The organism is Acinetobacter sp. S54, assembly GCF_016624945.1.
Taxonomy (GTDB): Bacteria; Pseudomonadota; Gammaproteobacteria; order Pseudomonadales; family Moraxellaceae; genus Acinetobacter.
Genome location: NZ_JACVUI010000001.1, coordinates 485,526 through 499,658, shown reverse-complemented (window position 1 = coordinate 499,658; position 14,133 = coordinate 485,526). Strand labels below are relative to the sequence as shown.

The window sequence follows — 14,133 nt, the reverse complement described above, 5'->3', positions numbered from 1 at the left end:
GAGCTATGCTCGCATTTTTACTCTATTAAACTTCAGCCCACTTGTCATTTTGATAAACCAAACTCCATTTTGTTTGTTTACCTTCAGCTGTTTCAGACCCAATATACTGTGACTGATTTTTACGGCTAAACTTGATCAGAGTCGGATTGCCCTCTGGATCAACATCAGGGGCCTGAAGCAAATACTGATACTTTGGATCGAGTTGATCTGCGACAGTACGAAGTTCTGCGACTTTCGGCGCACGAGTTTCGCGAATTTTCGGAAACTTACTGGCGGCCAAAAATAAACCCGCTGCACCATCACGTAATACAAAATAGTCGTCATGTTTGGTAGAACGTAAGTGTTCCATTTTAATTGGATCAACACGCGGTGGCGCAGGTTGTCCATTTTTCAGAACTTTACGGGTATTGTCACAACTGGTACAAGCAAAGTAAGGCCCAAAACGACCCGTTTTCAATTGCATTTCACCATCGCATTTGTCACATGGGATAGTAGGGCCATCGTAACCCTTGATCTTAAACTCGCCTTCTTCGACCTCATAGCCATCACAGTCAGGGTTATTACCACAGACATGTAATTTGCGACCACCATCAATCACATAGCTGTCCATTGCAGTACCACATTTTGAACAACGATGTTTCGCCATCAAATCTGCTGTTTCTGCTGAATCATCATCAGAAAAAGCCGCCAAAGATTCGACTGGAGTAAGGTTTAATGTTCCTTTGCAACGCTCTTTCGGTGGCAAGTTATACCCAGAACAACCTAAAAATACACCTGTAGTACCTGTACGAATCTGCATTGGACGGCCACACAACTGACATGCCACATCTGGCACTTCAATAGGTTGATTTCGACGCATGCCCTCAGCACTGGCGGCAGTATTCAAACGATTTTTAAAATCACCATAGAAACTATCCAGCAACTCTTTCCAGTTACGATCACCTGTGGCCACTCGGTCTAATTGACCTTCCAAATCAGCCGTAAAAGCATAATTCATCAGGTTATTAAAACTTTCATCCAGACGATCGGTAACAATTTCTCCCATCTTCTCTGCAAATAAACGCCGATTTTCCAGTTTCACGTAACCGCGATCTTGAATCGTAGAAATAATAGCGGCATAGGTAGACGGACGACCAATCCCACGTTTTTCCAGTTCTTTAACTAATGAGGCTTCAGTAAAACGTGCAGGAGGTTTGGTAAAATGTTGACTTGGGTCAAGTTTTTCTAGTTTAAGGAGCTCACCTACTTTCACAGCAGGTAATAAGACATCATCATCTGATTTGTTAGCACCACGCACTTTGGTGAAACCATCAAATACCAAGGTACGGCCTTTAGCACGTAACTCCACATTATTGGCTTCAACAGTAAGCGTAGAGGATAAATATTCCGCAGGCGTCATTTGACACGCAACAAACTGACGCCAAATTAAATCGTATAAGCGCTGTGCATCACGTTCCATGCCCGCAAGCTGATCACCAGTCAGTGCTACATTCGACGGACGAATCGCTTCATGCGCTTCTTGCGCACCTGCTTTATTTCCATAACGATTTGGTTTGGCAGGCACATATTTATGACCATAATTTTGCTGAATATGATCACGAACCATATTGACCGCATCATCACTTAAAAAAGTGGAGTCGGTACGCATATAGGTAATAAAACCGCCTTCATATAAACGCTGTGCCAACATCATGGTTTTTTTCACAGAAAAACCAAGACGTGTACTTGCCGCCTGTTGTAAAGTCGAAGTAATGTACGGCGCACTTGGATTGACCTTGGTAGGCTTATCCTCACGTTGTGCGACTTTATATTCTGCATCTTTAAGAATATTCAGGACCGCATCAGTTTCGTCTTTATTACTCAGCTTTAAGGTTTTACCCGCTTGCTTAAATGCTTCCAGACGAATGTCTTCTTTTTTAGAGCGGGTATCTGCAAAAATCTGCCAATATTCTTCTGGAATAAAAGCACGAATCTCACGTTCACGCTCAACAACTAGCTTAACAGCTACCGATTGAACTCGTCCTGCGGATAAACCACGCGCAATTTTTTCCCAAAGTAGAGGCGAAATCATAAAGCCCACAACACGATCCAGAAAACGACGTGCCTGTTGTGCATTAACCTTATTCGTATCTAAACGCGCAGGATGCTTAAAAGCCTCCTGAATTGCATTTTTGGTAATTTCATTAAATACCACACGTTGATAGCGACTCTCGTCCCCGCCAATCACTTCTTTTAAATGCCAAGCAATTGCTTCTCCTTCGCGGTCCAAGTCCGTTGCGAGATAAACTTCATCCACCTGAGAAGCCAGTTTTTTAAGCTCTGCAACGACATGTTCCTTGCCTGGCAACACTTCATAATGTGCTTTCCAGTCATGTTCAGGATCTACACCCATACGGTTAATGAGCGCCGTTTGCGCTTTTTGCTCTTTTTCTTCGGCAGTCAATTTGGCACGGGTTGCTGGTTTCTTTTCACTAGATTTAGCTGAACCACCTGTTGGTAAATCACGCACGTGACCTACTGAAGACTTTACAATATATTGTGAGCCTAAATATTTGTTGATGGTTTTCGCTTTTGCAGGCGACTCCACAATCACTAAGGCACGTTTGTTTGCAGCAGACTCTGAAGTTGCTGAAGTGCTTTTTTTGTTTGTGGATCGAGGGGCATTCGCCATAATAAACCGTTATTCCTGTTGATAAATAAAGAGTTAGACAGTAGCAAGCTTTAGTAAATATGCTTTCATGTCTTCAAGTTGTGTTGCTTTGAGATCCATTTCTTCATCCCAATACAAACCCACACAGTTTGCCTGCATATCAATAGCATAAATCCCTTTTAATGCAATGGGAGAATCATTAAATTTCTGATTACCCTCAATAACATTCAATTGACCATCTGCCACACGAGCTCGCATTAAAGGAAGTCGTGCCTCTGGAATCAATACACTATAATAGGCGACCATACTGGCACGATTTTCGGTTGCTTTTGGGATTTTTGTCCATTCAGGTGCAACGACCAAGCGAGGATGCAAACCCATTTTACGTGCTTTGTCTCGCATCAATCCCAAAGCTTTTTCGCGTGGACTGATACGCAAGCCAAAAATTGAGCCTAAAACAAAAACGACGATAATGATCGCCACCCATAAACCTAAATGTTCCATACCTAACCCTGTCGTGTTCTATTATTAGATTTGCATAAGCACAACATAAAACGCAAGTTTTTCATTATTAATGGTGCTTTTATTCTCTAAAATCAATGAATCACCATTTGCGCCGTATAATGTAACTGGTCGTCATCGAGTTGAATATAGCCTTTATCCAGTAATGATTTCATGAGCATTTGAATATCAGCTTTAGGAAACCAATCGTGTAAGCAATCCCTTAAACTAAAAATATCTTTGGGCCGATTGTGTTGAAGTTCATCAAGTTTTTGTAACACCTGCCATTGCAATTCATCCAGTTCAGGGGGAAATGGGCCATCTGTAACAGGTTGCTGTTGTTGTAAAAATTGCATGATGGTATCGACATCGCCCACTACAACTTGTGGCATTGCTACAGCAGATTTTTTCCCTATTGTGGCTGTTTGAGAGATTTCATTAGAAGACCTCGGCTCATGCTTTTCATGCTGATTTAAATCAAGCTTGATCCATTGTTTTAAAATTTTCTTACGGAAACTCAATTGTGAAGTATCACGTCTAATAATTTTTAAATTGATCAACATGGCAACCATCTGTGAAACTTGTTCGCCTGAAATTTTCAAAATATTGCCAATAGAGTTTTGTAAGCCGTCAAGGGTTGCTGGCAAACCTTTCATGGTTGCTAGAGCATCACAATATTTTTTGATCTGTTGCAATATGGGCTGAGTCTGAAAACTTGCGAATGTCGGTAAACAATATTCGGATTCAATTTTGTTGTGCTTGTTCACGCGATGCAGATGAACTTGACGACCTGAATTTTGCAATATTTCAATAAACAACTGAATCTCTTTATTTTTTGAAATTAATTCAATTTCAATATTTTCTTCTGTAAGTGCCAACAATTGTCCAGCAATCATGGCATATTCAAATTCTTTTCTGGAAATCACGGGTACATCCAGAATCATGACCACGCCTGAAGTGATCCAGCCCGCAAGCTCAGTCATATCTTCTAGAGCATAATCAAATTGACCAGTTAAATTAAATAGGTAAACCAACTGATCATTTTCAACATAAGTGCGTAGCGTTTTAGCGTGCAGTGGATTTCTTTCAAGATCAATTAAAACAACATTTTTCATGGTGCAAATCACTTTGGTTCAACATTTAATGAGAACGAAATACAAATTAGTAATGGGGTGGTTTGTTACTTAAAGGGTCAAACGGTGCAATACCCTCTGACAAATCAGTTGCCTCAACCCGTTGATACAATAATTGCATTTGTTTTTTTAAATCAACAATTTCCTTAGATTGAAGCGCCAACTGAGTATTTAATTGTTCAACTAAATCATCTAAAAATGCAATTCGGACTTGCAAATCTTCAATGGGTGCGGAAAATGACGCATGATCATCATAATCTGTTGGTTTAGTCATTTAACTCTCCTCATTTGGGATTTTGGAAAACATTATGGCCTATATTACTTTAAGGGATGTCCAACTGGCATTTGGTGGACCCGCCCTCCTCGACGGCGCGAACTTTGTATTGGAGCGTGGCGAACGAGTGTGTTTGATCGGCCGTAATGGTGAAGGCAAGTCTACTTTACTTAAGTTGATTGAGGGAAGTTTATTGCCCGATCGTGGCGAAGTTTCTATTCAAAATGGCTTAACCGTATCCATGCTCGCGCAGGATGTTCCAATGGATTCGGGTAAAGTTGCCGATATCGTCGCCGATGGCGCAGGTGAAGCTGCAACAGTGCTTAAAGAATACCATGAAGCCAGTGATGCATGTGTACTCGGCAATATGGAAGCCTGTGACCGTATGGGCCATTTACAGCATAAACTTGATCAACTTGATGGCTGGGCATTGGAAAACAAGGTCAATACCATCTTAGGAAAAATGGGACTGGATCCCAATGCAGACCTTGCAGATTTGTCTGGCGGACGTAAACGCCGTGTATTGCTAGCACGTGCCCTGTTAACCCAACCAGATATTTTACTTCTTGATGAACCAACTAACCATTTGGATGTTGAAAGTATCGAATGGTTAGAGAAATTCTTACTTGAACAAAATAATTTAACGTTATTATTTATCTCGCATGACCGTTCATTTGTTGATCGTCTTGCAACTCGTATCGTAGAACTGGATCGAGGCATCTTGCGTAGTTATGAAGGTAATTATTCACGTTATCTTGATTTAAAAGCGCAACAGCTTGAAGCAGAAGAAAAGCAAAATGCTTTGTTTGAGAAAAAACTGGCTGAAGAAGAAGCCTGGATTCGTCAGGGCATCAAAGCACGCCGTACTCGTAATGAAGGACGAGTTCGTGCTTTAAAAACCTTACGTGAAGAATCTAAAGCACGTCGCTTTCAGCAAGGCAAAGTTAATATGGGTGTGCAAGATGCGCAACGCTCTGGCAAACTGGTCTTTGATATTGAACATTTAAGTGTGAGCTATGATGCTCAGCCTTTAATCCATGACTTTTCTGCGGTGGTATTACGCGGTGACCGTATTGGTTTGGTCGGCGATAATGGTGTCGGTAAAACCACGCTCATTAAAGCCATTTTAGGTGACATTGCCCATGAAGGAACGGTCAAAACAGGAACTCAGCTAGAAGTGGCGTATTTCGACCAATTGCGCAATCAATTGGATCTGGAAAAATCAGTGATGGCCAATGTTTCCGAAGGTTCAGACTTTGTCGATGTAAATGGTCAGCGCCGTCATATTTATAGTTATTTGCAAGATTTCCTGTTTTCACCTGAGCGCTCACGTACTCCAGTTAAAGCACTTTCTGGCGGTGAACGCAATCGTGTATTACTTGCTAAACTCTTGCTCAAACCATCGAACCTGATCGTAATGGATGAACCCACCAACGATCTGGATATGGTCACTTTAGAATTACTCGAAGAAATGCTGGCTGACTATAAAGGCACCTTACTCTTAATTAGCCATGACCGTGCTTTCATGGACAATGTCGTGACCTCAACGTGGGTATTCGATGGCAAAGGTGGCATTGAAGAATATGTCGGTGGTTATCAGGACTACCTACTCCAGCGCCCAAATCAGACTGTGGTTGATCAAAAATCTGAGGTGAAAAAGGCTCAAGCAAAAGCCGAAGCTGCAAACTCAGTTGCTCCTGCAAAAAAAGTAAAACTCAGCTACAAAGACCAGCGTGAACTTGAACAACTGCCTGCTGAAATGGAAAAACTGGAAACAGAACAAGCAGATCTTTCAAACAAACTGGCCGATGGTTCATGGTTCATCAAAGATGCTGCGGCGGCGACTCAAGCCAGTCAGCGTCTGGCTGAAATTGAAGAACTTTTACTTGAAAAACTGGAACGTTGGGACGAGCTAGAAAATTTAAGTAAAGGAATTTAATCTTTCCCTTGGAAACCTCCCATGCCTTAACATCGGGAGGTTTTGCTCATTTATTTTAAAAATAATATTTGCAGGCTTGTTCTCTTCAATCTATAACTACCAAATTATTTACAAGTATAAAGCGTGAGTAAAATAAACATGCTAACCCTTTCTCAAGCGATCGCTTTTGCCTTGATCAGTCTGGCTATGGTACTAACGCCTGGCCCTAATATGATTTATTTAATCTCACGTTCAATTTGTCAGGGAAAAACTGCGGGCTTTATTTCGCTTGCTGGTGTTGCACTTGGTTTTGTATTTTATATGTTATGCGCTTCACTCGGCATCACGGCGCTGATTGTTGCTGTGCCTTATGCTTATGACACGATTCGCATCGCTGGCGCACTTTATTTGTTCTGGTTAGCATGGAAAGCGTTGAAACCCAAAGCTGCACCGATTTTTGACATCAAAGATTTATCAATTGATTCTCCAGTCAAATTATTTGTAATGGGTTTCGTCACCAACTTACTGAATCCTAAAATTGCCATCATGTATTTATCATTATTGCCGCAGTTTATTCATCCACACCAAGGCAGTATTCTGTTTCAGTCTATTCAGCTCGGGATGATCCAGATTTTTGTCAGTGTTACTGTGAATGCTCTCATCGTTTTTTCAGCAGGGACCATTGCGCTTTTCTTACAAAGGAAACCGCTTTGGGCACAGTTACAAAGGTGGTTAATGGGAACAGTTCTAGCCTCGCTTGCTGTGCGTATCCTTCTAGAGCACCGGCGTTAATAGGAAACTCACTCTACGATATTTTCTCCAATACCTTATAAGTTAAAAAATAAGTTCATGTTACACTGCTGTCATATTAAATTACTTTTTTCACTCCTAAAGAAGCATGAGTCAGCAACACACTTATACGCCCGGTGAATTTCAGTGGTCTTTTCTATTGCCCAAGTATTGGGGCATCTGGGTTACAATTGTTTTTTTAATGATATTGGCGATTTTGCCTTGGGCGATTCAATGGCGTCTGGCACATGCTATGGGAAATCTGGCATGGAAATACTTAAAATCCAGACGCAAGACTACGCTTCGAAATCTGGAAGTCTGTTTTCCAGAATGGTCTCAACAAGAAGTTGAACAGCACGCCAGACAAGTGTTTGTCGACATGATGGTCGGCGTGTTTGAAACACTCAATGCTTGGTACTCACCGCAGTGGTTTAAAGGCCGTTCTAGTATTGAAGGTCTTGAACATATCACCCATGCAAAAGCCAACGGTCAGGGGATTTTATTGCTCGGCACTCATAGCACCTTGCTAGATGCTGGGGGGTATATCTGCTCCCAATATTTTGAACCCGATGTGGTTTATCGACCACAAAATAACCCCCTACTTGATATGTTGATTTACCGTTGTCGTGCCACGATTTATAAGCATCAGATTGATCATGATGATATGCGTGGACTGATTCGTAAACTAAAAGATACCGATGCCATTTGGTACAGCCCCGATCAGGATTTTGGGCTCAAACAGGGAGTGATGGCACCTTTTTTTGGCATCCCCGCTGCAACAGTAACCGCACATCGGCGTTTGCTAAAAATTTCGAAAGCAGCAGCAGTCCCTTTGTATTTTTATCGTCACGGCGATATTCGTAATCCCCAATATCATGTTTTAATTGAACCAGCAGTTGAAAATATGCCGAGTGATGATGAAATTGATGATGCAACGCGAGTAAATAAAATTATTGAAAATCAACTGCGTATTGCGCCAACTCAATATATGTGGTTTCATCGCCGCTTTAAAACTCGTCCAGATGGTTACGAGAACATTTATTAATATTCCAGAATGAAAACAGTTGAGATCTGAGCATGAAAGTGATGCAGCTTCTTCCCGAACTGAACAGTGGTGGCGTTGAACGTGGCACACTTGAAATTGCACGTGCTCTGGTTGCAGGAGGTCATCAATCTCTGGTGATATCCAATGGTGGACGCCTAGTTGCACAGTTAGAAGCTGAAGGCTCTACTCACCGACAATTGGCAATTCATAAAAAATCAATATCCAGTCTTTGGCAAATTCGGCCATTACGTAAAATAATTGAGCAATATCAGCCAGATATTGTACATGTACGTTCACGCGTACCCGCGTGGTTGACACACTTTGCATTACGCGGCATTCCAGTACAGAAGCGCCCACATCTCATTAGCACCGTACATGGTTTTTATTCGGTCAACCGCTATAGTGCGATTATGACCCAAGCCGAAAAAGTGATTGCAGTCTCAGACAGTGTCGTGAAATATATTACCGACCACTATAAAAACTGTCCCCCAAAAGATATTGTTCGCATCTATCGTGGCATTGATCCCAAAGCCTTTCCGCATGGTTATCAGCCTTCTGGTCAATGGATCAATCATCAATATACGTTATTTCCACAACTGGAAAATAAGTTCTTGATTTGCTTACCAGGACGAATTACACGGCTCAAAGGACATGAAACCCTGATTGAGTTGATTGAACGATTACAAGCAGATTATCCAGATGTACACGCCATTGTGGTGGGTGGCGCAGATCCCAAAAAGAAAGCCTATCTAGATGAACTTGAAGCAACGATTCAAAATCGTGGGCTACGCAATAAAATTACCTTTGTGGGGCATACATCAGAAATTCGTGAATGGCTAGCATTAAGTCATATTGTGCTGTCTCTATCCAATCAGGCTGAAACATTTGGGCGGACTGCACTTGAAGCATTATCAGTTGGAACGCCTGTCATTGGCTGGAATAGAGGCGGTGTTGCTGAAATTTTATCAAACCTCTATCCGCAAGGTTTGATCGGGGTAGATGATCGTGAAGCCTTATTTGATGCCGTTAAACAGCATATTAATCATCCACAACATGTTGAACCTGTAACTAAGTTTAGTCTGGATGAGATGTGTCATGAGACGATTAAACTGTATCAGTTCGTATTGGATCAGAACAAACTCAAATAAAAAAAGGAAGCACTTATGCTTCCTTTTTTTATATCCGTGCACAGATGCCTAACCGGCTTCGGGCTGATTTAAACTGGCTTCATAGGCTTTGGCTTTATCTACATCGTAGACTTTTTCCCATTTACTAATCACCAATACAGCCAATGCATTACCTACCACATTGAGCGCCGTACGTGCCATATCCAGAATCCGGTCAACACCCGCAATAAAGGCCAAACCTTCAAGTGGAATGCCTACGCTGCCCAAAGTCGCCAATAACACGACAAAAGAAACGCCTGGCACACCTGCAATTCCCTTAGAGGTAATCATCAAGGTAATGACTAAAATTACCTGTTGATATAATGAAAGATCAATCCCATACAGCTGTGCGATAAAGATCGCAGCAATACTTTGGTAAAGGGTTGAACCGTCCAGATTAAATGAATAACCTGTTGGAATCACAAAGCTAGTAATGGCTTTGGGCGCACCATAGGCTTCCATTTTTTGCATAATACGCGGTAGAACCGTTTCTGAACTGGCAGTTGAATAAGCCAGAATCAATTCATCTTTGAGAATTTTCATCAACGTTAAGATATTAATACCGCATAATTTTGCAGTAATCCCTAACACAACAAAAGCAAAGAAAAAGATAGTGGCATACACCAGAACAACCAACTTACCGAGTGGGATCAACGAGGTAAAACCAAAATTCGCGACGGTCACTGCGATTAAACCAAATACCCCGATTGGTGCATATTTCATAATAATATGCGTGACACGGAACATCGTTTCAGACACCGCATGAAATACATGCAACAGTGGCTCTTTGGTCGTCGTTGGTAGTGATGACAAACCAATACCGAACAATACCGCAAAGAAAATCACAGGCAACATTTCACCATGTGCCATTGAACTAATAATATTCGTTGGAATCAACGATAAAATGGTTTGGATAATGCCATGTGAATGCGATTCAACTTCTTGAGTGGTATGCTGATATTGCGAAATATCTGTTTTCACCAAAGCGGACATATCTACGCCAGCACCTGGTTGGAAGATATTTGCTGCAACTAAACCGACAATAATCGCAATTGTGGTAATGATTTCAAAATATAGAATTGTTTTAAAACCAAGTCTTCCCAGACTTTTGGTTGTACCAACACCAGCAATACCCAAAATAAGCGTAGAAAAAACGATTGGAATTACAATCATTTTAATCAAGCTAATAAAAATCTGACCCAAAGGTTTTAAAATATTATTAACCGCAGCGTCTTTTATTTCTGGTTGGTTGTGTAAAATAGCCCCGACAACCACACCAAGGATCAAAGCAATTAAAATTTGCCATGCAAGGCTAATTTTAAAGTTCTTCATAAGACAATCCTTTGTGCTCAAAAAGCACGATATAAGAACAGGAGAGTAGATGCGCTCTATAACAAACAATGAGTTCGTAAAATTCCTTTTTGATCCGAGATGAGCTCTAACCCTTAACCCATCAGCTCAATTTTCAGGTTCTACGGACAACGAGCGATAAATGATCGGCACATTCTAGAGAGATTTTATTATTTAACAATACTAAACCAGTAGAAAGTCAAACAAAGCGCCTCCTATTAAAAATATATTTATATTTTTTATATATTTAAAAATTTTTAACTGTTCAAAAATAAAACAAGGCTGAATTGGTAATATGAAAAAAAGAGCAACTCTGTAGTTTTATTAATCAAAACTTGCTTATTTAGAAACCATTACTGTAATAAAAAAACGAATAAATGAATAAATAACAGACATTAAGCCCTAAAATTCATACCATTTTATTAGGTTAAAATTCTGAATTTCGCACTCAATTTCAGTATATAAGGCCAAAATTATGCAAAGCATTTCGTGCTAAATAGTCAAATTGACCCTATAAATCTTAAATTTTTGAATGATATATAAAGGGAGAAAATTGTTCATTGTCGATCTTAAAAAATCATAACCCGAGTTCTGCATCCTGCAAAACTCGGGCAAATGAGGTTGTGCTTTCAGTAATTTTTGTTATTTTAAAAGTTGCTTCCCTAGCGTCATCAAATCCTTGATGTTCATCCTTCGGCTTAGTCTTCCATAGTGGGGATATTCCATTCCCAATTCCTGTGCCGATGAAGATAGAATACCTTCTGGGAACTTGACTGGCTATTCGCTCAAGACCGCATTTAATGTAAGCAATTGCTTACAACAGTATTTAGGTTTTATAAGCCTGCGCAATGTCATCCGTCACGATTTTTTCCTCTTTCTCCGCCTTACTAATCCCTTCCTTAATCGCCTCCTGAGCTTCTTCATGGTCGTCTTGAGTCTCTGTCAACTCCTCTTGTATCTGTTCAAAAATCCGCCCCGTTTGTAATACCACATAAACGGGAAAATGATCAGACCCCACATTCGGTAAACGCTTCATTTTGACTAAGGCAAAATCGGTACTATGAAAGATATGATCCAGTGACCAACGTAATAAAGGATAATCAGCATGAAAAGTATTGATAAAATGACGCCCTACTCGAGGATCAAGCAAACCGCTAATTCTTTGAAATAAGCGTGTGGTGCGTGACCAGGCAACATCATTGAGATCCCCCATTACAATACAGCTCTGATCCAAATCCTTGATTTGATCGCCCACCAACAAGAGTTCAGCATCACGCAAGGTCGAATCTTTTGCTTCAGTTGGACTTGGTGGTTTTGGATGCAAGCAATAAAGCTGAACGGCTAAACCGCTTGGTAAAATCACCGTGGTATGAATCGATGGAATCTCATCACTTAAGATAAATTTAACTTCAGTATCTTGCAGTTTCAATCGACTATATAAATGCATGCCATACAAATTATCTAATGGAACCGGAACCCGATAAGGATAATCTGCCTCTATAATCGTTAACTCATTTTGCCATGTTTGATCAGTTTCCAGAGTCAATACCAGATCGGGTTTTAGCTGTTGAATCTGCTCAATCAATAAATGATATTGATCATTTGGAGTCAAAACATTGGAAACTAATAAAGAGATTTGCTGATCTGGATTGAATTGTTCAGGCTTAATCTGCTTAACTTGCTTTTTCCAGATAAAGGTATAAGGCAATACCATTTTTAACTGATAAGCAAGCGCTGCAATCAAACCTAATACAATCAGCTCTCGTATAAGATTCCACGGAGCATCCCAAAATAATAAAAACAGCAGTGCGATCACTCCCACAGCTAATATTTGCAAGCGAGGAAAATCAGCACCCCGAATCCACCATTCATCACGTGGAATGAGCGACCAGAAAGTCAGCCAAATGACGAGTACGGCGCACACTTCAATAAATAGTATCAAGGACTGACTCCAGCATGGGTTTTACCAATTTTTCAATTTTATTGTTCTTATGTAGCACATTCATAAATTTACTCACAATAAACAGAATGTTTTAATTGGATAATACTTGCAGTTGCGGTCGCTTTTGATACACTCAAGCCCCCTTTTACATTTTTTAACGCACCGAGGCAAAGTGACATGAAAGTAGGTCTGGTCGGTTGGCGCGGGATGGTTGGTTCCGTCCTTATGCAACGTATGGTTGAAGAAAATGATTTTGCTCATTTTGAGCCATTTTACTTCTCTACCAGTAATGCAGGTGGTGAAGCCCCTTCATTTGGTGGTAAAACTGCCCCAGCACTTATGGATGCGACAGACATTAAGAGTCTGAAGCAAATGGATGTCATTATTACCTGTCAAGGTGGTGATTATACGTCAGAGGTATTTCCAAAGCTCAAAGCTGAAGGCTGGAATGGCTACTGGATTGACGCTGCATCGACATTGCGTATGGCAGATGATGCCATCATTGTACTTGATCCAGTCAATGCTCAAGTCATCAAAGAAGGTTTAGTTAAAGGCACTAAAACTTTTGTAGGCGGTAACTGTACAGTTTCCCTGATGCTAATGGGCTTAGGTTCACTCTTCCAAAACAATTTGGTGGAATGGATGAGCGCCATGACCTATCAAGCTGCATCAGGTGCAGGCGCACAAAATATGCGTGAACTACTCACAGGTATGGGTTATTTATATAACAATACTAAAGAATTGTTAGATGATCCTAAGTCAGCCATTCTAGATATTGATAGTCGTGTTGCAGATTTACAGCGCGGTGAAGGCTTTCCTAAAGCAAACTTCGGTGTACCGCTTGCAGGTTCTTTAATTCCGTATATCGACAAACAGCTTGAAAATGGTCAGTCCAAAGAAGAATGGAAAGGTCAGGCGGAAACCAACAAAATTTTAGGTAATTCGCAAATTGTTCCTATTGATGGTCACTGTGTGCGTATTGGTGCAATGCGTTGTCACTCACAAGCACTCACTATCAAGCTCAGAAAAGACGCTCCACTGGATGAAATCGAAGATATGATTCGTCAGTCCAACGAATGGGCAAAAGTTGTACCAAACACACGCGAAGCCTCCATGACTGATTTAACCCCTGTGGCAGTTACGGGTACTCTTTCTGTTCCTGTAGGTCGTCTGCGCAAGCTTAATATGGGTAAAGAATATTTAGGCGCATTCACTGTCGGTGATCAGCTTCTTTGGGGCGCAGCAGAACCGCTACGTCGCATGCTACGTATTTTGATTGAATATAAAAATGCTTAAGATCACTATTTAAGTGAAAAAGCCGATCGCATGATCGGCTTTTTTATGTACTTCTTCTGTAAAAGTTTT

The 14,133-nt window shown here is 40.9% G+C and carries 11 protein-coding genes; 5 read left to right on the top strand and 6 right to left on the bottom strand.

The annotated features are described in order from the left end of the window. Positions 1-25: 25 nt before the first annotated feature. From topA to IAE20_RS02180, 4 genes are all read right to left on the bottom strand, one after another. Entirely contained in the window at positions 26-2,671 is a 2,646-nt protein-coding gene (gene topA / locus IAE20_RS02195) for a type I DNA topoisomerase (protein ID WP_200481529.1), read from the bottom strand. 33 nt (positions 2,672-2,704) lie between these two features. After that, positions 2,705-3,154 (bottom strand): ammonium transporter, encoded by a 450-nt coding sequence (locus IAE20_RS02190; RefSeq protein WP_200459284.1) that lies wholly within the window; start codon positions 3,152-3,154, stop codon positions 2,705-2,707. 92 nt (positions 3,155-3,246) lie between these two features. Then, positions 3,247-4,266 (bottom strand): hypothetical protein, encoded by a 1,020-nt coding sequence (locus IAE20_RS02185; RefSeq protein ID WP_200481530.1) that lies wholly within the window; start codon positions 4,264-4,266, stop codon positions 3,247-3,249. 46 nt (positions 4,267-4,312) lie between these two features. Next, entirely contained in the window at positions 4,313-4,558 is a 246-nt protein-coding gene (locus IAE20_RS02180; protein WP_200481531.1) for a SlyX family protein, read from the bottom strand. A gap of 34 nt (positions 4,559-4,592) precedes the next feature. Between IAE20_RS02180 and IAE20_RS02175 the strand changes: the two genes are divergently transcribed. From IAE20_RS02175 to IAE20_RS02160, 4 genes are all read left to right on the top strand, one after another. After that, complete coding sequence (locus IAE20_RS02175) at positions 4,593-6,497, top strand: ATP-binding cassette domain-containing protein (protein ID WP_200481532.1); 1,905 nt, start codon at positions 4,593-4,595, stop codon at positions 6,495-6,497. 138 nt (positions 6,498-6,635) lie between these two features. Further along, positions 6,636-7,268 (top strand): LysE family translocator, encoded by a 633-nt coding sequence (locus IAE20_RS02170; RefSeq protein WP_200481533.1) that lies wholly within the window; start codon positions 6,636-6,638, stop codon positions 7,266-7,268. Between the two features lie 106 nt (positions 7,269-7,374). Then, positions 7,375-8,310: a lauroyl acyltransferase gene (locus IAE20_RS02165; RefSeq protein WP_200481534.1), complete on the top strand. Its 936-nt coding sequence runs from the start codon at positions 7,375-7,377 to the stop codon at positions 8,308-8,310. Positions 8,311-8,342: 32 nt separating this feature from the next. Then, the gene (locus IAE20_RS02160; protein WP_200481535.1) at positions 8,343-9,458 is read left to right on the top strand and encodes a glycosyltransferase family 4 protein; all 1,116 of its coding nucleotides are present in this window, start codon (positions 8,343-8,345) and stop codon (positions 9,456-9,458) included. A gap of 48 nt (positions 9,459-9,506) precedes the next feature. Here IAE20_RS02160 and gltP read toward each other — a convergent pair whose 3' ends face one another. After that, positions 9,507-10,808, bottom strand: a complete 1,302-nt coding sequence (gene gltP, locus IAE20_RS02155) for a glutamate/aspartate:proton symporter GltP (RefSeq protein WP_200481536.1) — start codon at positions 10,806-10,808, stop codon at positions 9,507-9,509. Positions 10,809-11,652: 844 nt separating this feature from the next. Continuing rightward, positions 11,653-12,765, bottom strand: a complete 1,113-nt coding sequence (locus IAE20_RS02150) for an endonuclease/exonuclease/phosphatase family protein (RefSeq protein WP_200481667.1) — start codon at positions 12,763-12,765, stop codon at positions 11,653-11,655. A gap of 180 nt (positions 12,766-12,945) precedes the next feature. Here IAE20_RS02150 and asd point away from each other — a divergent pair, with 180 nt between their 5' ends. Beyond that, positions 12,946-14,064 carry an aspartate-semialdehyde dehydrogenase gene (gene asd, locus IAE20_RS02145; protein WP_200481537.1) on the top strand — a complete coding sequence of 373 codons (1,119 nt, stop codon included), beginning with the start codon at positions 12,946-12,948 and terminating at the stop codon, positions 14,062-14,064. Positions 14,065-14,133 lie beyond the last annotated feature (69 nt).